The sequence below is a fragment of the Deltaproteobacteria bacterium genome, from assembly GCA_016874755.1.
Lineage (GTDB): Bacteria > Desulfobacterota > Binatia > UBA9968 > UBA9968 > DP-20.
Window position 1 is genome coordinate 27850 of the sequence record VGTH01000046.1, and the last position, 18285, is coordinate 46134.

22 protein-coding genes are annotated in these 18285 nt (G+C 57.4%); 8 read left to right on the forward strand and 14 right to left on the reverse strand.

Features of this window, described 5'->3' with window-relative positions; genetic code table 11:
* Positions 1-40 precede the first annotated feature (40 nt).
* Positions 41-451 carry a DUF3574 domain-containing protein gene (locus tag FJ145_21875; GenBank protein ID MBM4264057.1) on the forward strand — a complete coding sequence of 137 codons (411 nt, stop codon included), beginning with the start codon at positions 41-43 and terminating at the stop codon, positions 449-451.
* A gap of 108 nt (positions 452-559) precedes the next feature.
* On the opposite strand, the gene FJ145_21880 is transcribed toward FJ145_21875, so the two are convergent.
* The 3 genes from FJ145_21880 to FJ145_21890 form a co-directional block, all read right to left on the reverse strand.
* Positions 560-1342: a hypothetical protein gene (locus FJ145_21880; GenBank protein MBM4264058.1), complete on the reverse strand. Its 783-nt coding sequence runs from the start codon at positions 1340-1342 to the stop codon at positions 560-562.
* Between the two features lie 188 nt (positions 1343-1530).
* Positions 1531-2655 (reverse strand): amidohydrolase, encoded by a 1125-nt coding sequence (locus FJ145_21885; GenBank protein ID MBM4264059.1) that lies wholly within the window; start codon positions 2653-2655, stop codon positions 1531-1533.
* Between the two features lie 94 nt (positions 2656-2749).
* Positions 2750-3898 carry an amidohydrolase gene (locus FJ145_21890; protein ID MBM4264060.1) on the reverse strand — a complete coding sequence of 383 codons (1149 nt, stop codon included), beginning with the start codon at positions 3896-3898 and terminating at the stop codon, positions 2750-2752.
* 106 nt (positions 3899-4004) lie between these two features.
* On the opposite strand from FJ145_21890, the gene FJ145_21895 reads away from it, so the two are divergent.
* Positions 4005-5060 carry a hypothetical protein gene (locus tag FJ145_21895; GenBank protein MBM4264061.1) on the forward strand — a complete coding sequence of 352 codons (1056 nt, stop codon included), beginning with the start codon at positions 4005-4007 and terminating at the stop codon, positions 5058-5060.
* A 295-nt stretch (positions 5061-5355) separates the two neighbouring features.
* On the forward strand, positions 5356-6135 hold the full coding sequence (locus FJ145_21900) for a citryl-CoA lyase (GenBank protein ID MBM4264062.1): 780 nt from the start codon (positions 5356-5358) through the stop codon (positions 6133-6135).
* A 97-nt stretch (positions 6136-6232) separates the two neighbouring features.
* On the opposite strand, the gene FJ145_21905 is transcribed toward FJ145_21900, so the two are convergent.
* Genes FJ145_21905 through FJ145_21915 form a run of 3 tightly spaced genes read right to left on the reverse strand, consistent with a single transcriptional unit; the run spans position 6233 to position 9012 of the window.
* Positions 6233-7237, reverse strand: coding sequence for an ABC transporter substrate-binding protein (locus tag FJ145_21905; GenBank protein MBM4264063.1), 1005 nt, complete (start codon positions 7235-7237; stop codon positions 6233-6235).
* A 34-nt stretch (positions 7238-7271) separates the two neighbouring features.
* Entirely contained in the window at positions 7272-8486 is a 1215-nt protein-coding gene (locus tag FJ145_21910; protein ID MBM4264064.1) for a hypothetical protein, read from the reverse strand.
* A 7-nt stretch (positions 8487-8493) separates the two neighbouring features.
* Positions 8494-9012, reverse strand: a complete 519-nt coding sequence (locus FJ145_21915) for a cyclic nucleotide-binding domain-containing protein (GenBank protein ID MBM4264065.1) — start codon at positions 9010-9012, stop codon at positions 8494-8496.
* Between the two features lie 359 nt (positions 9013-9371).
* On the opposite strand from FJ145_21915, the gene FJ145_21920 reads away from it, so the two are divergent.
* Positions 9372-10460 (forward strand): hypothetical protein, encoded by a 1089-nt coding sequence (locus FJ145_21920; GenBank protein ID MBM4264066.1) that lies wholly within the window; start codon positions 9372-9374, stop codon positions 10458-10460.
* A 90-nt stretch (positions 10461-10550) separates the two neighbouring features.
* On the opposite strand, the gene grxD is transcribed toward FJ145_21920, so the two are convergent.
* From grxD to FJ145_21955, 7 genes are all read right to left on the reverse strand, one after another.
* Positions 10551-10874 (reverse strand): Grx4 family monothiol glutaredoxin, encoded by a 324-nt coding sequence (gene grxD / locus FJ145_21925; protein ID MBM4264067.1) that lies wholly within the window; start codon positions 10872-10874, stop codon positions 10551-10553.
* Between the two features lie 18 nt (positions 10875-10892).
* Positions 10893-11150: a BolA family transcriptional regulator gene (locus FJ145_21930; protein ID MBM4264068.1), complete on the reverse strand. Its 258-nt coding sequence runs from the start codon at positions 11148-11150 to the stop codon at positions 10893-10895.
* A gap of 88 nt (positions 11151-11238) precedes the next feature.
* A complete protein-coding gene (locus tag FJ145_21935) occupies positions 11239-11601 on the reverse strand; it encodes a redoxin domain-containing protein (GenBank protein MBM4264069.1) in 363 nt (120 codons plus the stop codon).
* 12 nt (positions 11602-11613) lie between these two features.
* Positions 11614-11742: a redoxin domain-containing protein gene (locus tag FJ145_21940; GenBank protein MBM4264070.1), complete on the reverse strand. Its 129-nt coding sequence runs from the start codon at positions 11740-11742 to the stop codon at positions 11614-11616.
* 39 nt (positions 11743-11781) lie between these two features.
* Complete coding sequence (locus FJ145_21945) at positions 11782-12771, reverse strand: ABC transporter substrate-binding protein (GenBank protein ID MBM4264071.1); 990 nt, start codon at positions 12769-12771, stop codon at positions 11782-11784.
* Complete coding sequence (locus FJ145_21950; protein MBM4264072.1) at positions 12768-13037, reverse strand: hypothetical protein; 270 nt, start codon at positions 13035-13037, stop codon at positions 12768-12770. Before FJ145_21950 ends, FJ145_21945 begins: the two co-directional genes overlap by 4 nt.
* A gap of 74 nt (positions 13038-13111) precedes the next feature.
* Positions 13112-13858: an SDR family oxidoreductase gene (locus tag FJ145_21955; protein MBM4264073.1), complete on the reverse strand. Its 747-nt coding sequence runs from the start codon at positions 13856-13858 to the stop codon at positions 13112-13114.
* A 41-nt stretch (positions 13859-13899) separates the two neighbouring features.
* Between FJ145_21955 and FJ145_21960 the strand changes: the two genes are divergently transcribed.
* The gene (locus tag FJ145_21960) at positions 13900-14832 is read left to right on the forward strand and encodes a CPBP family intramembrane metalloprotease (protein MBM4264074.1); all 933 of its coding nucleotides are present in this window, start codon (positions 13900-13902) and stop codon (positions 14830-14832) included.
* A 117-nt stretch (positions 14833-14949) separates the two neighbouring features.
* On the opposite strand, the gene FJ145_21965 is transcribed toward FJ145_21960, so the two are convergent.
* A complete protein-coding gene (locus FJ145_21965) occupies positions 14950-16320 on the reverse strand; it encodes an MmgE/PrpD family protein (GenBank protein ID MBM4264075.1) in 1371 nt (456 codons plus the stop codon).
* Positions 16321-16536: 216 nt separating this feature from the next.
* Between FJ145_21965 and FJ145_21970 the strand changes: the two genes are divergently transcribed.
* From FJ145_21970 to FJ145_21980, 3 genes are read left to right on the forward strand one after another with little or no spacing between them, the layout of a single operon-like run.
* Positions 16537-17292, forward strand: a complete 756-nt coding sequence (locus tag FJ145_21970; GenBank protein MBM4264076.1) for a DUF350 domain-containing protein — start codon at positions 16537-16539, stop codon at positions 17290-17292.
* 4 nt (positions 17293-17296) lie between these two features.
* A complete protein-coding gene (locus FJ145_21975; protein MBM4264077.1) occupies positions 17297-17668 on the forward strand; it encodes a hypothetical protein in 372 nt (123 codons plus the stop codon).
* An 18-nt stretch (positions 17669-17686) separates the two neighbouring features.
* Positions 17687-18193 (forward strand): glutathionylspermidine synthase family protein, encoded by a 507-nt coding sequence (locus FJ145_21980; protein MBM4264078.1) that lies wholly within the window; start codon positions 17687-17689, stop codon positions 18191-18193.
* The last annotated feature ends 92 nt before the right edge of the window (positions 18194-18285 follow it).

Genomic DNA, 18285 nt, shown 5'->3' on the forward strand with positions numbered 1-18285 from the left:
ACTCTGTGACAATCCGGCCCTCAGAGCTTCCTGAATCACAATGCGCCTTCTCCGCTTCGCTATTCTCGCCATCGTCGCCACTACCTTCAGCGCCTGCGGCTCGACCTACATCGTGCGTTGCAAAGACGGCGACACGCTAGCCATCCAGGACTCGCTCTACTTCGGCACCGCGAAACCCAACGGCGTCGTTACACCCGACGACTGGTCGGGATTCCTGGAAAATACCGTCACACCGCGGTTTCCCCAAGGTCTCACGTCATCACGTGCCTCGGGCCAGTGGCGCGGCAGTGACGGCGAGATCGTCCGCGAAGATTCCCATGTCCTCTTGCTGCTACATCCCGACAATGCGGCCACTGAGCAGTCGATCCGCGAGGTGATCGATACTTACAAGAGCCAGTTTCAACAGGAAGCGGTGCTGCGCATACGGTCAGCCACCTGCGCGTCGTTTTGATATTCTTCCATCGACTCACAGGTACGAAGCGAAGACACACTCCACATGACGGCATGCGCCTTTCGCGACAATCGAAGAGTCTCTTTTCCGGGATTTATCTGGTTAAAACTAAGCCACACCCCGGATGGTAGCTCTTATCCGGTTCGCAAGTCGCGATCGAAGTTCACTTGGGGTTTTCCAAACAATATGACTAAACTGAGCGATATCGAAGTGAATATTCTCAAAGTCGTCTTCTCTACATGTCCAGATGACTTCGCGCCCTAGCCCCTTGGCGAACCCGGCTTCAAAATATACCCCACCTCGGTGTCCCGTAAAATCTGCGATCATGAACTGACACTTTCGAATCTCCACAATGATTTTATCGACGATGTTATCATTGTGCGGGAGCAAGTCGATTCGAACTGGTTCCATGCCGCAGTCTAACTTGACCGCAGGATAAACACCGTCGTCGTATGCGGCATTCATCGACTCGTCAAACCACATTGCTACAAAACATCGTCCAGGCGTGCCCCCAACAGGTTTCGCCTGTAATCGCTCCCACGCCTTCGGTCTCAGCGTGTAATCAAATCCCCCTGCATGCTTTATGAAGTCCAATTCAACCAAGTGCTGAAGCAAAAAATTTAATTCGGCTTCGGTTTGAGCATCTACCAAAGACAAATCCTTCCATGGAGTCACATTCGCTGGTTCACCAGGTTTCGACCGTCTCATGATCAGATCTAAAAGTTTCTCGGATTTTTCGACAAACGGCACATCCTCATGAGCCAACGCGAAAGTTCGCCAATTGTCCGCGGTCAACTGAACAGTCTCTCTCCGCAAATTGGCTTGCCTTATGTACGCTCTGAGAAACGGGAAAAGCTCTTTCGTTTCGTAGTCAGAGTCTTGGCCTTTCAAGACGGTGCGCGTTAACATGCCCGGAACGGAATACATCCCGCATCTATTGCAAGTTACATTGTAAGAATCTCTGCTGGGCTGGGGCTCAACCCTCGCATTGTCTCCACATAACGCACAAACTGAAATGTCATTCGGATAACTCATCGATGAGTTCTCTAACTCCGCTCAACTCCAAAGCGGCTAAATAGCTATAATCGATACAACCTCTCTGCATTCTTCCAAAGAACTCGCTCCCGGTCCGCTGCCGTTACCCCCTTGAAACAATGATCGATGGTTTCCTGCGTGCGCGGCCAGGTGGAGTTGGCGAGCGGCAAATTGCTCGACCACATAATATGATCGGCGCCGATGTAGTCGGTGAACGGCGCAATGGGATCGTACCAGGAGTTAAAAAAGCACTGGCGTTTAAACATCTGTGACGGGTTCAGATCGTACCCTTCGCGCGAGAGGCCGTCATGATCGAACTGGTGGTCGGCCCATTCCAAATAGAGCATGCCCCAACTGAGTGCGCTCTCGGCTAGCACGAAGCGCAGCTTCGGGTGACGGAGCAACACCCGTGAAAAAGAATAGAGCGAGATAACAAACACGCTCGACACCGGCTTGGTGGCGGCATCCATGGCGGCGGCCAACGTCGGTTTGACACTCGGCGGCAGCGGCGTTTGCAACTCCGGTGACGCACCCGCATGCAAACAGACCGGCACACTCAACTCTTCGCAGGCCGACCAGAACGGATCGTATTCCGGCCCGCTGACGTGAGGGACTTTGCGCAAATGCATCGGCAGCGATGGGAAAATCACGCCGCGATGGCCCTTGCCGACACCACGCTTTACCTCGGCGATCGCCGCTTCCACCGGCCAAATCGGCACCAGACACTGTGGAATAAAGCGCTCGCTCGTTTTCGCCCATTCGTCGATCAGCCAATCGTTGTAGGCCCGCACGCAGGCAAGCTCCAACTCAGAATCATCCAGCCGTCCAAAAGCTTCCCCGGCTAAACCTGCCACCGTCGGATAGAGAACCGAGTAGTCGATACCAGCCGAATCCATCGCCTTTAACCGTTCAGCGGGCGTGAATACTGGAGCCGGCACATCAGCCCAGCGCTTGGGATCTTCATTGCGATCGACCAGCAACGCTCCGGCCCGCGCCGCGCGGCCGTCAAGCAATACTTGACCATCGAGCAGCCACTGCTCGCCGCCATTTTTGCTAGCGACCAAACGCGGTGCCCGGTCGCGAAATTTTTTCTCGACGCGATCGGCCCAGAGATTCGGCACCTCCTGCACATGATCGTCGACACTGATGAAGCCATACTTCAAGTTCATGAAAGTTTTCCTCTAAGCCCCGGCGGGCGGGTTTCAAACCCGCCCCTACATCGGATCCGATTTTGCGCCTTTTGCGGTTAATTCTCCGCGGTCACTACGCCGGCAGTTTCGCGTCGATCTTGTACAACCGCACGGCGTTTTCGTACTGCATTTTACGCCGGTCCGCTTCCGGCACGCCCTCGAGCACCCGTTCGACCTCACGCCAAGAGTGCGGATAGTACGATGCTACATGCGGAAAGTCCGACTCCCACATGATGTTGTCGACGCCGATGTCGTCGCGCAGTTTGATCCCCTCGGCCTCGAACCAGAAATTCACATACATTTGCCGGCGCACGACTTCACTGGGACGGGTGATGATGCCTTCGGTCCAAAGATGACGGCTTTCCCATTCGTGATCGCAGGCGGCGATGACATAGTTCAAACTGCCAACACCGGCTTCAGGGAAAACCAAGATCAAGCCGGGAAATTTCTCGGTGATGCCGGGAAAAATAAACTGCGGCACAATCTGCGCTGGCGTCACCGCCGACGTTGCGGTCTGCGCCGAATGCGCCTGGCGCACCGAATAGCCATCCCATTTACGCACCGAAGCGCCGGCGCTTAGTCCGGCGGACCCGTGGAAATGCAATGGGAGCTGCAACTCCTGGCAAACTTCCCAAACCGGATTCCAAATGGGGTCTGTGATATGCGGCAATCCCTTGGGCATCTGGCCGTGGAGATTGATACCGCGGTGACCGTTCGCCGCCGCGCGCTCAAATTCTTTCTTAATCGCTTGAGGCGAGCTCAGGTACGGCACCGCGGCCAGCGGCACATAGCGGTCGCTCGCGCGCTTCCAATCAGAAAGTATGTCGTTATAGGCCTGCACCACCTCTAACTCATAGTGAGCGTCGCCGGGCTCATAAAAAGTTCCGCCGGGCGGATTTGGGAACAGCACCTCGGCATCCACCCCGTCGGCATCGAGCGCAGGCAATCTGGCGATAGGGTCGTGATAGGCAGCGGGTATTTCAGCGTAGCGCTTCGGATAGGTCGGAAACGGGCCGGTCATCAACACCGGGCAGTTCCCGACGTCGCCGTGGCGCGGCTCGCCATAGACCGACCAGCGGTCGATCTTCTCCCCTTTAGACTCCACCTCGACAATCTGCGGAATCTTGTCACCCCACTTCACCTTCGACATGCGCTCGACAAAATCGTTGCGATCGAACCCGCAGTGGGAATCAGCGCTGATCAGTTTGTGTTTGATTTCCATCGGTCCTCCGAAAGACAAGCTAAATTTCACAAATAAACTGCGTCGACATTCTTTGCAATATAAGATAGGAAGCTCGCATCATCGAAATAGACAAGGGGCGCCGGTCATGAAGAGCGATCTTACCCTAGTAGTGTTGGCCATCCTAACCATCGCCGCGGCTATGGCACCGCGCTTTGGATTTAGCCAGACGCCCTATTATCAGGGCAAGACCATTCTCATTGTCGCTGGTACCGCGCCCGGCGGCATCGGCGACAACCGGGTTAAGTCGATGGTGCCATTTCTGAAAAAATACATCCCGGGCAATCCGTCGATCCTCGTGCAATACATGGACGGCGGCGGCGGCCGCCAGGTGGGCAATCATATGGCGAAAGTCGCCAAACCTGACGGGCTTACCATCGGCGCCTTTAGCAGCAGCGTGATCGGCCTCGGCATCTTGCGCGAAAACGGTGTGCTCTTTGATATCGATAAATTTCACTACGTCGGCTCACCGGATAGCTCCAGCCACAACGTTTATTACACGCGTAGAGAACTCGGCCTGAACAACCTGGAAAAACTAAAGTCCGCCACCGGCATCCGCGTCGGCGCGCGCACCGTCGGACACAGCGCCTATGTCGCCGCTCGATTATTTACCTACTTTCTCGATTTGAAGGACCCGAAATTCATCCCAGGCTACTCCGCACCCGAATTGGATGCCGCGTTGCTGCGCGCCGAAGTCGACGCTCGGGCCAACACGGCGACCTCAGTGATGCAGCGCAATCCCGATTGGGTGGAGAAGGGTCTCATGGACTTTCACGCGATTCTCGAAGTTCCGAAGGGCTTCAAGTTTCCCCGTTTCAGCCACTTGCCCGAACTTGAGAGCTTCGTGAAGTCCGAAAAAGAAAAGAGGCTGCTCGCGCTGGCGCGCATCTTTCGCCTAACCGGCTCACCCTACGTGCTCGCACCAGGCACGCCAAGAGATCGCGTCACGATCGTCGAGCAAGCGATGCGCAAGACTTTCAAAGACCCGGAGTTTCTCGCCGAGCACCGCAAGGTGGTCGCTGAAGAAGCCAGCCCGATGATGGCTGACGAATTGACCAAAGCGATTCGCGAGACACCGCGCGACGCCGAGTCCATTGATTTTTACAAGCTATTCTCCGGCCCGGCACCGCTGCCGCCGCGCTAGCCCCTACCTGGGCAGGCACCGGCGCCTGCCCCTACAAAACCATCGATCGGAAATGCATGGGCTTAGCCTTTGCCCATCTTCCCCAACAACTCGCCCCACTTGGCCTGGAGCTTCTTGCGACCATCGTTCCTCCAGACACTATTAATCCGTCGCGGAGAGCAGTTGACGGCAAAAGCCCTGGCAAATCGCGTCACGGAGTTGCAAAGAGATGACACGACTCGGTGGCGAGGTACTCCTTTGTTTCAAGCGCAATCGATGATAGGTGAAACACATTATTCAGACGGAGGATCATTCGATGGCGGAACAAGCGAAAATCGTTACAGGTCTCGGCAAAGCAGAGCTTCATCGCATTCTCGTGCGCGGCTACGATTTGAACAAAGAATTGGTCGGCAAGATCAGCTTTACCGATATGTGCTCGCTCATGCTGCGCGGGCGTATGCCGACGGCGAACGAAGCGAAAATGCTTGACGCCTTGTTGGTCATCCTGGTCGAGCATGGCATGGTCTCCCATGTGGTCGCTGCGCGCTTGATCTACCACTGCGCGCCGGAAGCGATTCAAGCTGCAGTGGCTGCAGCTCTCTGTGGCGCCGGCAGCGTGCATCTTGGCTCTTCCGAATGGTCGGCAAAGATGCTGCTCGACGCCTTGCCGCGGGATACGAGAAATCCTGAATACGATGAGATTGCGACTAAGATTATCGATGACTACACGCTGCGCAAGCAGCGCATGCCCGGTATCGGTCACCGGACCCACGCCGAGGGCGATCCACGTGCCGAGACGTTGTTCAACATCGCCAAGGACACTGGCGTTTACGGCAAATACTGCGAGTTGATTCAGTGCCTCTCGAAGCTTTCCACCGAACGGCGCAAACGGTTGATCCCGGTCAATGTCACGGGAGCGATCGCGGCGATCGCCCTCGACATGGGCTTCTCATGGCAAATTACCAAAGCCTTCGCCTTGATCGGTCGCACGCTGGGCGCCATCGGCCACATCGCCGAGGAAATCGAAAATCCCATGGCAACCCAGATCGACGCTGCGATTAAACAGGCGATTGTCTACGAACCGAAGCGGACGTAATCCAATTGTCTCTCGCAAAGGTGCAAACTGGGGGCGTATTGTATTGGGGCGCGATTCATCGCGCTCCTTACTCACGCCTCGTGCCTTCCTCCGCTGCCTACTTCACTTCCCCCGGAAACAACTTCGAAGCGAAATCCCGGTTGATCGCCTGAATGAACGAATTGTCGTAAAACCGTTTCGGATCGGCGTCCTTACCTTTTCCATCGGGCGTGTTCTCCAACACGATGCGAATCGCCGCCGGGTCGATGGTCAGGTCCTTGTTCCACACCCGCAGGCCTTGCTGATAGTTGTCGGCGAGAATCTTGGGATCCGTGACTTTGGAATACTTCGACTCGAGCTTGCTAGCATATTCCTCATCGTCGATCGCCCGCTTGACCCCTTCGAGCAATCCCATCAGAAAGGCTCTCACCGTGTTGGGATTCTTCTGTGTAAACTCGCGCGTCACCGCCGTCCCAGGGCCGATGATCTTCAAGCCTTCTTTGTAGTAATCGATGATGATTGGGTAGCCTTTCTGCTTGGCCAGATCGGTCTGCGGCGGCGTGTTGATCATGCCGTCGGCATGGTTCAGCGTGAAGGATTGAAACGCCTGCGCCGGCGTGCCGTGAAACATCAGTTTGATGTCCCTGGGAATCTCCATGCCGCTCTTCCGAGCCGACATACGCATGGCGATATCGCCAAAGGCCCCAGGTGACGTAGTCGCAACAGTCTTGCCGCGCAAGTTTTCTAAACTGGTGATGCCCCTTTGCCCGAACAATATGAGGGAGCTTTTGTCGACGCCGGCGGCAACGTAAATGATATCGGCGCCGGCCAAAGCCGCCATCATCGCCGCCGAGCCGCCTTGATAGATATCGATCTTGCCGGAAATCAGCCCTTGGACAGCCACACTAGCGCTCACCGCGCTGATGTTCACGGTAACGCCGTACTTGGCGAAATAGCCTGCTTCGTGGGCGATCAACAGCGGCATCGTCGTGTGGGCGAATGCGGCGACGGCGATGTCGAGAGTTTTCTTTTCCGGCCTGCCAGCGCTTTGCTGGGCATATCCTAGCGAAAACACCGAAAAACAGACGGCGAAAAATGCTAGCGCCGAAAATATTTTAACCATGAGCGCAACGGCCTCCTTGCACCGGGAGCGTGGTTCAATTTTTCCAAAGCGTGATGCCGATCATATCCAAGTGGAGCACAACGTAAACCAATGCCGACAGGAAACACAAGACAAGATACGCCCAGTGGATCCAATTGACCGCTTGGCGGCGCTCGCTGCGCGCGGTCGCGTGCCGGGATAGCAAACCCAGCGCTTGTTGGCGCAGCGCCGGCATGGCGAGCAAGTCGGCGAGCACGTTGTAACCGTCCATTTCAAGGAAGTTAAACGGGTAAAGATTGAGCAGCGCCCCTTCCCACAGCACGATGCCAATCGCAAACAATAGGCTTTGGCCGACGCCGGGCGGCGCATAGTACGCTCCTAAGAACGCCGCGCTGCCGGCGACGACTTCGACCAGCGGCCCGGCCAAGTCAACGACGATGCGAGCTTTGCGGCTGGCCATGAAGATATCGGTGACGTCGGCATAAAAAGTCGGCAGCACGCCTTGCAGCAAAAAGAAGCCGATCTCGCGCACGCGCCGTCCGTAAGCCTTGCACGCAAGCGCGTGAACCGAGACGTGCAGCACTGAGACCAGGAGCAGAGTCGCCGCGATCGTCCCGGCGCTGAGCCACGGCGCGCCCACCAGACGAGCCGAGATGGTTTTCGCCTCGCGCCACAAATGGCTCGCAGCCATCATGGCGGCAATCGTGAGCGCGATGATCGCGCCCAAGGCAAACCAATTGAACAGCAAAAAACCGCCGCCGCGGTAAACCGCCGCGCAATAGCGATCGGCGCTCGACAGCCGAAACGATAGCCGCTGCCAGCGCCGCGCCAGCTGCTTCAGCGCGGTGAACCAACCGCCGCGCTCAAAGCCGGCGCCCCGCGTGCGCAGATCGCGCTCGCCAAAGTCCTCGATCAATCCGGCATTGTGCAGCTTGCCGATGAACTGACCGATAATCGCGTAGTCGAAGGCGCCGAAGCGATGGTGAAAGCCGCGCCCGATCTCGCTCAAAGAGTGCGCGCCGTCGAACTGCAGCCAAAGGAAATATTCTCGCTCGTTGAGCAGGAGATAACGGTCGCGGCGGGTACTGCGCAGGACAAAATTCTCCTTGCCATCGGCACCGCGCGGCTGCGGCCGCAGCTCCCAATCCGCGGGCGGCAAACGCTTGGGGCGAAACTGCAGGTAGACTTGGCTGCTGTCAATCTCGAGGGTTTTGAAGGCGCCGCTTTCGCGATTGCGCGTGAGAAATTCGAGCTTGGCGGGTTCGGCCATGGCAGCGTCAAGTGGAGCGGCGGCCGAAGGAAGATGCGTCGTCGGACGGCGAGAAACCGGTGGCTTCCAAGCCCCAACGCACCGCTTCTCGCGCCTGCTCGTTAGTTGCGCGCAGGCGCTGAATAAACACAGTTACCAACCGATAACAAATGCGCGCACCTATCTCAGGCCGATCGTTGATCAGCGAGTGAAACACATCGCGGTCAAGTTTCCACAATACGGCATCGGCCTCACAGTAGACCGATGCCGAGCGCGGCTCAGCATCGAACAGCCCCATCTCGCCAAAAAAATCGGCGGGGTTAAAGCGCGTCAGCACGATATCGGTCTCGCCGCTGACATATTTGCTGGCTGCCAAGCGGCCCTGCTCGACCACGTAGAGGGCATCAGGTCTATCCAACTCGCGAAAGACCGCCTCGCCCGCCTTGAATCGTTTGATCACGAGCAGCGGCACCAACGCTTCGAGCGTGTCGCGTTCCAAATCCTGAGACAGAGAGACGGTGCGCAGAAAATCGCCAGCGTTGGACATCGGATTTACCGGGAGCCACCCATGCAGTTCAGCATACAAACCAATAAGCTGCGGGGAATTCTAGACCAAATCAACCACCCCAACGTCAATAATCGCGCCGAGCCTAACACGGACGCACGCCCGAGACCACAATGCCACACCCGTAGCAGCGCGAAGCAAAGTCGCAATCCGCCTTCCAACGACAGGCAAAGTAAGTTACTAAAGCACTAGGTAGAGGTTCCCGCCCGTACGTGAATTGGCGAAAGATGCATCACGGAGGATCGAGGCGGGGGCGCAGAGGGGTTAGTGTCTCTTTTATGAGCTCTCTGCGCTCCGCGTCTCCAACTGGATATGAGCCATCGATTCACGCGGAAAGTGTTTTGCCACTATCGGCCTTGGCGCTGGCAGTCAGCGCACTAGGTTTGATATTGGAAGTCTTGCTGCGGTTTCTGCCGGTGCTGGATTACACCTATCCGATGCCGGTAAACGAGCAAAACCCCGTGGCTCGTAACCTGCCCAATCGCAATCTCACCTATTCAGCCGGATGGCGCTTGGAGAACCACAACAAGGTTCGCGTCAACAACGACGGCTTCATTAACGACCAAGACTATTATGAGCATGCGCTGCTGCCGCTGGTGGCCGTCGTCGGCGACTCTTACATTGAAGCATTGATGGTGCCTTTCGCGCAAACCCTGCAAGGCCGGCTGGCCGACACCTTGCGCGCGAAGTTGCGGGTCTACAGTTTTGGCTTTTCCGGAGCACCGCTGAGCCAGTACCTCGTCTGGGCGCGCTACGCTAGCGAGAAATACAAAAATGACTTTCTCATCATCAATGTGGTGGCCAACGATTTCAACGAGAGCCTGCTCAAATACAAAAACCGAGCTGGCGCCAGTTACTATGCTCCCGACGACAATGGTAACCTACGTTTAACCCGCCTCGACTATACCTCGACGCGCTATCGCTTGGCTTTCAAGAGCGCTTTAGTGCGCTACCTGCTCTTGAATCTTGGCGTGGCGGAGATTCGGCAGAGGATTCATGCGTTTTGGGCAGCGCCCTCCGACTACGTCGGCAACACCTTGGCCGTGGTTTCCGCCGACGTGATCGAGGATTCGACGCGCGCCATCGATGCTTTTTTTCGCGACCTGCCAACCTACAGCGGACTGCCAAAGCAGCGTGTGCTCTTGCTGGTCGACGCCATGCGGCCGCAAATTTATGACCCCATCGCACTCCGCGATGCTGAGACATCGTACTATGGGCAAATGCGGCGGGAGTTCATCAGCAAGGGCTTAAGCGCCGGATATGCGGTTGTCGATCTTCAACCCATGTTCATCGAGCATTTCGCCCGTGAATCACAGCGGTTCGAATATCCAAACGACGGGCATTGGAATCCCATCGGCCATGGCGTTGCGGCCACTGCGGTTGCACAATCCTCTGTATTCAAAGACTTCCAGATTGACATTGGCAGCTGAAACGTCGAGAACCGTCAGGTTCTCATCTCTTTACAATTTGCCCCGGTCCCGGATCTTTCATCTCAGCTCCGGGGTTTTTTCATGAACCGGCTATTTTTGGAAGGCGGCTTTGAGCATCGGTTCGAGCTCGCCGCGCTGATGCAACTCATGGAGTATGTCACAGCCGCCGACGAACTTGCCGTCGATATAAATTTGCGGAATCGTCGGCCAATTGGAGTAGCGCTTGATGCCCTCGCGCACCGCCGGGTCGGCCAGCACATCTTCGCTGGCGAAGGGAAAGCCGTAGGATTTGAGGATTTCCACCGTGTGCGCCGAAAAGCCGCACTGCGGAAAATCCGGCGTTCCCTTCATGTAGAGCATCACTTTGTTGTTTTTGACCTTGTCGTCGATCTTGGAAAAGACTTCTTCAGCCATAATTATCTATCTCCTTGGTTAGGCGCCCAATTTTTCCCACTGCACTGGACTATAGGTCTTTAACGCTAGCGCATGGATGCGCTGGTCCGCCAACGGCTCTTTCAGCGCGTCGTTCACCATCCGATGCTGTTCGAGCAAGCCCTTGCCGTCAAAGGCCGGCGAAACGATGATCAACTGCCAATGATCGCCGCCACCGGTGAGGTCCTGGGTTTCGATCAATTGCACCGGCAGGCTCTTGCCGACGATCTGTTTTATCTCTTCAGGTGTAATCCCCATGGCAAAACCTTACCGGCAAGCGGGTCACGGTTCAAGGATCGGGTGCCGCCGCGCGAATTGCGCGCCAGACTCTGAGAACGCTGAACGACTATCCCTCGGGCCCGAGGAAATCGGGGCGAACCATGCGTAGCATGGCGCGCATGTCGGCGCGCAGTTCATCGAGTGTCGGCCGGCCAAGATACCAATAGCCGTTGTATAGATTATGAATCGTTAGATCGGGCAGCAGCGAAAACGTGTGCGGCATGGCGGTCACACCCTGCGTCTTCGAGGTTTCCGTCATGTCGAGCAGGGTGACGACTTTGCGATCTTGATCGCTCAAGAACGGGTATTTGGCACCCAGTCCGGTGCGAAAGGCGTCGTTGACGATCGGCGCATCGACGCTGCATACCGCTAGTTTGCAATAGTTCACCGCCAGCTCTTCTTGAAGTTCAACGTAGTGGCGCAACTGCACCTGGCATTTCCCTCACCAGTAGCCACGATAAAATGTCAGGATAAAGGGGAATTTCCCCACTAATGAAGACAGCTTGACCGCCTGTCCATCCTGATCCGGCAGCTCAATGTCAGGGAACTTCTGGCCGATTTTCAGGTTCATCGTCGCACCTCCGTGTCGATTATTTGCCTGGAGGAAAAACTACTGGTAGCGCCGGCCAAGCTCAGTGAAGAAACCGTCTTTCTCCAATTGCTGCAGCAAGCTTAGGTCGACGAACTGTTCCGGCTTAGCGTTTTTTGCCTGCGCAATGGTCGGCGCCACCTCGTCGAGCAAATACTGGATGCCTTTCAAGGTGGGATAGGGCCGCTTGGATACGCGCTTGACGAACCACTCGTAGGTCGCATCGAGCACGTCCGGCTCATTGGTGCGCATGTACTTGGCGGCGATGCGCCTGGACTCCTCTTTATTCTTGCCGATAAAGTGAATCGCCTCGACATAGGAACGGAGCGCGCTCAGCGCCGTGGCGCGCTGACTCTTGATAAAGCCGCGCGAGGTGGCAAAGCCATTGCCCTGCACTTCGATGCCCAGCTCGAGCATGTCGAAGACTTCGACCAACCCTTGACGCCGCGCCCGCGGCGTTTCCGATGGCGTAAGAATCGTGGCGTCGATGCGCCCGGTATCGACCGCCGCCAACCGTTCCATCGTCGGCCCCGCCACCACCAGCGCAACATCCTTGGTCGGTTCAAGACTAAACCGCTTCAGCAATATCAGCGCAGCATTGTGGGATGCCGAGCCGAAGCCGCTGACACCGAGCCGCTTGCCTTTGAGCTGTTCGACCCGGCTCATGCCAGGTTTGGCCACCACCGAATAGTTGTAGGAAGACTCCGACGACGCGATCAGCACGACGTCGTGGCCCTGTAGTCCCGCTTGGACGACCGTGCCGATGTTGACAATCGGCGGATCGCCGGCCACCAGTGCCTGGGTCGCCATCTGACCGCCGCGAAAAAAGATCACTTCGGCATCAAGGCCATGGCGGCGAAAAATGCCGGCGTCCTTGGCGATCCAGATATGAATTTGATTATAGGAGATGGCCGGATAGCCTATCTTGATCTTCTTCAGCTCCTGCGCCTCCGTAACGGCGCACAACAGCCACAGAGCAAGGAATGGGACGGCGATCAACAAATGCTTCATTTTTTGTTTTTAGTTGGTGGATTTTGCGGCGCGTTGCTGGGAACGTCTGGAACGCCAAAGGGGCTGCTTATGAACGCTGAAGTATCGACTTTTTCGCCACCGCCTTTCCTTTCCAACGCACCCATGCGTTTTTCGAGCGCTTCGATGCGGGTTTGGGTGCGTGAGAGCTGACGTTCAACGATTTCCACCACCGAAGCAGTCGTCCCCCAAGTGCTGTACCCAATCAGCACACCTAAGCCGACGGCAAGCAGCACGCTCGCGACCATGAGGAGATAGGGAACTCTCCTCTCCACGCTCTTTCGTTTTCGCCACGGCATAGTTTGTCCGATCTCTACCCGGATTAGCCCTCCAGGTCAATTCTTGGCGACCGGGCTTCCAACGACCTGCCGTGAACGCCCGCCGCTTTGTCTGAGGCCAAATAAACGAAGATTTCGCCAAGGGTTTCCGGCATCGGCAGGGTCAGCGGGTCTTCGTCGGGGTACGCGGCGGCGCGCATGGCGGTGCGCGTGGCGCCCGGGTTGACCACATTCACCCGAACGCCGCTGCCCTTGAGCTCATCAGCCAACACTTGCGAAAAGCCTTCGACGCCAAATTTGGAAACCGCGTAGGCGCCCCAACGGGCCTTGCCCGTGCGTCCGACGCCGGAGCTAAGGTTGATAATCGAGCCCTGCCGCCGTGCCAGCATCGATCCCATAACCTCCCGGGTCATCAAAAATAACCCGGTGAGGTTGACGTCGATCACCTGCTGCCAAGCGCGCTCGGGATATTCGGCGATTGGCACGCGCGGCCCGAGGATGCTCGCATTGTTCACCAAAACATCGACGGCGCCAAAGCGCACCTGCGCGGCCGCGACGATGCGCTGCACGTCGGCGATTTGGCTGATGTCACCCGCCGCGCCGTCAATCTCACCGCCCACGCCACGGATCTCATCGATGGCTGACGCGAGATCATGAGGCCCGCGCGCGCAGATAAACACCCGCGCGCCTGCTTCGACATAGCGGCGCGCAATCGCTTTGCCAATGCCGCGGCTGGCGCCGGTTAACAACGCCACCTTGCCTTTTAAACGCTCGATATCTTCGTTCGCCATAGTAGACCTGCTATAACAATTTAACTCACACTTCCCGACTCATGAAAACCTATCAACGCCTTTTTGTTTTTGCATTGGCGGCTCTGGCTTTGACGGCTTTGCTCAGCCCCTGGGCGGCGTTTTTTTGGCACTGGTTCGGCAGCTCCTACTTCGGTGTTTCCTATGAGGCATACCCCTACTCACGGATATTCAACCGGTTCTTCATGATCTCCGGAATTGTCTTGTTCATCGTCTTCCGCCGTTGGCTGAGGCTCGGTCCGGCCACCGAGTTGGGCCTCCTACCGCGCGACCATGCCGGCGCCACTGTGGGAAAAGGCACGCTGCTCGCCTTGGTTTCGATGATTTTGTTGGCCGCCGCCATGACTTTGAACGACACCTACACTCCCGGCTTGCGCCACAACTGGTCGGTGATCCTTTCTCGCTGCGCCAACGCCCTGTTGGCAGCCGCGGGCGCCAGCTTCTTTGAGGAATTTTTTTTTCGCGGCATCGTTTTCAAGGGCCTGCGCCACGATCTCGGTCTGTTGCCGGGCTATCTAGCGGCCAACTTGTTTTTTGCTGCGGTTCATTTCGTGCAACCCGCCGACGATGCGCCTTTGACCGAGCTCGACCCCTGGGCTGGCTTTGTTCATTTAGCGGCGTCCTTCCGACCATTTCTCGATATCGGTACCCTGTTTCCGGGATTGCTCGGCCTGTTTCTCATCGGCGTGATTCTCTGCTACGCCTTCGAGCGCACTGGCACTTTGTATCTTGCCATGGGGCTGCACGCCGGCTGGATTATTGGCATCAAAACCATCGGTGTCTTCGGCCGCTTTCGCCGCGAAGATTTGGGTTGGCTCTTCGGCTCCACCGACCCTAAAATCGTCAGCGGCGTCGCCACCTGGATCGGCATAGTGCTAGTGGGTTTGGCGGTGCACTGGCTCACCCGCGCCGGCCCGCTCCGCCATGCCCGTCCGCTGCGCGCAACAGGGGCATAACCCGCTCGGCAATACTCTTCGCCGCCACAGGCGGCGAAGAGAACGCAGATGATCAGTGTGCGTACCGCCGCACCGAGCGCCGCGGCAGAGCTGCATGGCATCCGAAAAACTCCCGGTTCAGGCCGTCAACAGATCAGTTAGTTGTTGCAGCGATGGCAATTCTTCCATGGCGCGCGCGCAACCGATGATCCGCTCGATCTTGTCCGCCGGCAAAACCAGCCCGGCGTTGGCGCGAAACTTGGCCTCGATCTCACTCGGCGGCAGCGGATCTTCCAGGCCGCCGCGCGGGTGCGGCTGATTCTGTTCGAGCACACGGCCGTCATTCAAAAACAGTTTCACATGGCCGGAGAAATGGCGCGGATAGTCGATGGTCGGATCGAGCACGTAGCGAACTTTTTTGGCTAACCCCAGTAGAGCCGGGTCGTGGATCGCCTCATCTGAGAACTCTTCCAGGCCGGCTTTGCCGCGGATCAGCATGACGGCGATGCTAAACGGCAGGCTAAATTTGGCGCCGTAGGAGCTCACCGGCGCTTGCTTATCCGCCAGCGGTTCCCACAGCCGATGCACCGGTCCCTCGGCGGTGCGGCAGATAACTTCTTTGATCGCTTCGGGTGCCGGCGCATGCGTTTGCTTAATCTTCAGAGCGCAATCCATGTACGGATGGGAGATCGAGCCGCAGGGGTACGACTTGAATGCGAGCTTGGGGATTTCCCATTCGTTGCCCAGCTCAGTAAGCTTTTCAAAGCGATAGTCGTTCTCACCGCCGAAGGCACGGTAAAAACCGTGGGTGCCGTCAAAGACTTTTGCCGGACCACGAAAGCCCTGGCGCGCCAGCAGTGTCGCGACGATACCGCCATGGGACGACCAACCGGGATGCAAGCGTTTGGTCCAGGTGCCGTCGGCAAGATATTCGATGATGCCCGAGCTTTGGCTGCCGCACAGACCGAAAGCATCGCTCCACTGTGCACTAGTCAAGCCGTAGAGCTTGCCAGCCGCCGCGGCGGCGCCGAAGGTCGAGCAGAGCGCGGTCGGATGAAAGCCGCGCGCATGAAATTTTCCCGGCGCCACCAGACCAACTTTGCACATGACCTCCGTGCCGGCGATGGCCGCTTCCAAGACGGCTTTGCCGCTCGCGCCGGCTTCCTCACCCACAGCCAACGCCGTCATCCAGGCGCACGAACCGGTGTGAACGATCGCTTCCTCGAGAGTGTCGTCGTAGTCGAGTCCGTGCGCCAAGGTGCCGTTGGCGATCACCGCGTTGGCCGGCGCCACTTTTGTCGCGGAGCCAATGATCCGGCTCAGCGCAGGGCCGCCCAGTTGTTTTGCCACCGCAGTGACCATGGCGCCGAAATCCATGGTGGCTGACGCCAGCGCCACCCCCACAGTATCGAGCAACACTAGCTTGGCTTTGTCCACGACAGCGGACGGCACAGCGTCGAGTGTGAGACCGCTCGCAAAGCGGCCGATGGTTTCGGAATAATTTGCCACGTTCTTTGCTCCAGCACAGGTTCTAGGACTGTCGTAGCATTGGCATTATTAGCCAGCGTCATTCATACTGTTGCGCAACATCGCACGGAACTCTGGCTCGCTCAACAGAGCCGCGCCTAGATTGGAACCTTCGCATGGACTGGCAAAACGTGATTGTCGCCCCGCTCTCTTTGGCTGCCGGCATCTTGGTGCTGCTCGCTGCGTTGGTGGCTTTTTTTGTGGGTCACCGGAAAGCTCGAAGGCTACGATCCGGTCAACGAAATGATGTTCCGCGACAACGCCGCGCTCGGCGTGCGCTACGCGCTGTTCACCATCGCGGTCATCTTGACGTTGCTGGGAATCTTTAGCCGCGCCCAGGGGGACTCCGGCTTTGTCGACTTTGTCGAGCATGCGGCGCTGTCCGTCGTCTTGATCTATCTTTCACGGCTCTTGAACGAATGGTTCATTCTTTATCACTTCAGCAACAATCGCGAAGTGATCGATGAGAAAAACGTTGCGGTGGCCTTGGTCGAAGGCGCGACCTATCTGGCGAGCGCCTACGTGATCGCCGGGGCGTTCTTAGATTGGGAAAACGGTCTGTGGCTGGCGGCACTTTGGTTTGTGATCGGCCAACTGCTGCTCATCGTGCTGGCGTTCGTCTACCGCCTGGTCGCTCGCGGCACGGACGAGCAGCTCGATCAACAAAACCTCGCCGTCGGTGTATCGCTGGGCGGTTTTCTGCTGTCGGGAGGCATCGTCTGCGGCGCGGTCATCAGCGGGCCATCGCGCGGCTGGCAGCAGGACCTGACCGTGGTGCTCGTGTATCTGGCGGTTTGGCTGGTGCTGGTGTTGTTCGCCCATTGGATCTCCGAGCGGGTGACGTTTCGCTCTTCGCAACTAAGCGACGAGGTGATGATACAACGCAACATCGCCGCGGCGCTGTTCAAAGCGGTTTTGTTCGTCGCCGTCACGTTGGGCTACACCCACGGATAGCGCAATGAAAAAATCCGCGCGCGTCACTCTAGTACTGGTTTCGTCGCTCGCCGCCACCTTCATGAACGGCTGCGGCGGCAGCGACGACGGCGGCGATTGGGTCGAAGCCAAGCGCTGCGTCGACAACCACGACGTTGTCGTTGAGGACCGCTTGTGTGAGCAGCCGGCAGAGCAGCGCGGCTCCCATTCAACAGCCCATCACGTGTATCGCTACTATTATGGCGGCGGCGGCTACCATCCCGGCGACCTCGCCTACGGCGGCGGCCACATACCGCGCCAGGGAACCAACTATATTAACTCAAGCCGGGTGCCGCGCGGGGGCTTCGGCTCCACAGGCAAAGCCTTCGTCAGCCGCGGCGGCAGCATCTCCAGCTAGTCTTTTCGAGCTGAGACGATGAAAAGAGTATCCACGGCGCCCCGCCCAGATTGGCAACAAAAGGTCGAAGCTCTGGGCCTGATCTATCATCACACCGGTGACCAGCCCTATTGGAACGAGGCGGCCTATTATTCGTTCGAAACCAAAGAAATCGATCGCATCGAATTAGCGACTAACGAGCTGCATGAAATGTGCTTGCAAGCGGCGCAGCACATCATCGACAAAAATCGCTTTGACGAGTTGGCCATCCCGCCGCAAGCGGTGCCGATCATCAAGCAAGCCTGGGAAGACGAACCGCCGGCGCTCTACGGCCGCTTCGATCTCGCCTACGACGGCGATCACTTAAAACTGCTCGAGTACAACGCCGACACACCGACGGCCCTGCTCGAAGCCGCGGTGGTCCAGTGGCACTGGCTTGAAGAGCGTTTTCCAGGCGCCGATCAATTCAACTCGATCCATGAAAAATTGTTGGCCAAATGGCAGGAGCTAAGAGCCGTTGTCAATAGGTGTGTAAAAAGATACTAGGCGGCGACCCTCATCTCTTTGCCATTGTCATACTTCGTCCCGCGCGCTACTTTTCCGACAAGCTGTGGTGCGTTCAGTTTGCGGAAGCTCTT

Excerpts from the sequence above, each read along its gene's own strand:
- FJ145_21875 (MBM4264057.1), top strand. The coding sequence starts at position 41 with ATGCGCCTTCTCCGCTTCGCTATTCTCGCCATCGTCGCCACTACCTTC.
- FJ145_21885 (MBM4264059.1), bottom strand. The coding sequence starts at position 2,655 with ATGAACTTGAAGTATGGCTTCATCAGTGTCGACGATCATGTGCAGGAG.
- FJ145_21890 (MBM4264060.1), bottom strand. The coding sequence starts at position 3,898 with ATGGAAATCAAACACAAACTGATCAGCGCTGATTCCCACTGCGGGTTC.
- FJ145_21895 (MBM4264061.1), top strand. The coding sequence starts at position 4,005 with ATGAAGAGCGATCTTACCCTAGTAGTGTTGGCCATCCTAACCATCGCC.
- FJ145_21900 (MBM4264062.1), top strand. The coding sequence starts at position 5,356 with ATGGCGGAACAAGCGAAAATCGTTACAGGTCTCGGCAAAGCAGAGCTT.
- FJ145_21905 (MBM4264063.1), bottom strand. The coding sequence starts at position 7,237 with ATGGTTAAAATATTTTCGGCGCTAGCATTTTTCGCCGTCTGTTTTTCG.
- FJ145_21910 (MBM4264064.1), bottom strand. The coding sequence starts at position 8,486 with ATGGCCGAACCCGCCAAGCTCGAATTTCTCACGCGCAATCGCGAAAGC.
- FJ145_21915 (MBM4264065.1), bottom strand. The coding sequence starts at position 9,012 with ATGTCCAACGCTGGCGATTTTCTGCGCACCGTCTCTCTGTCTCAGGAT.
- grxD (MBM4264067.1), bottom strand. The coding sequence starts at position 10,874 with ATGGCTGAAGAAGTCTTTTCCAAGATCGACGACAAGGTCAAAAACAAC.
- FJ145_21930 (MBM4264068.1), bottom strand. The coding sequence starts at position 11,150 with ATGGGGATTACACCTGAAGAGATAAAACAGATCGTCGGCAAGAGCCTG.
- FJ145_21940 (MBM4264070.1), bottom strand. The coding sequence starts at position 11,742 with ATGAACCTGAAAATCGGCCAGAAGTTCCCTGACATTGAGCTGCCGGAT.
- FJ145_21945 (MBM4264071.1), bottom strand. The coding sequence starts at position 12,771 with ATGAAGCATTTGTTGATCGCCGTCCCATTCCTTGCTCTGTGGCTGTTG.
- FJ145_21950 (MBM4264072.1), bottom strand. The coding sequence starts at position 13,037 with ATGGTCGCGAGCGTGCTGCTTGCCGTCGGCTTAGGTGTGCTGATTGGG.
- FJ145_21955 (MBM4264073.1), bottom strand. The coding sequence starts at position 13,858 with ATGGCGAACGAAGATATCGAGCGTTTAAAAGGCAAGGTGGCGTTGTTA.
- FJ145_21960 (MBM4264074.1), top strand. The coding sequence starts at position 13,900 with ATGAAAACCTATCAACGCCTTTTTGTTTTTGCATTGGCGGCTCTGGCT.
- FJ145_21975 (MBM4264077.1), top strand. The coding sequence starts at position 17,297 with ATGAAAAAATCCGCGCGCGTCACTCTAGTACTGGTTTCGTCGCTCGCC.
- FJ145_21980 (MBM4264078.1), top strand. The coding sequence starts at position 17,687 with ATGAAAAGAGTATCCACGGCGCCCCGCCCAGATTGGCAACAAAAGGTC.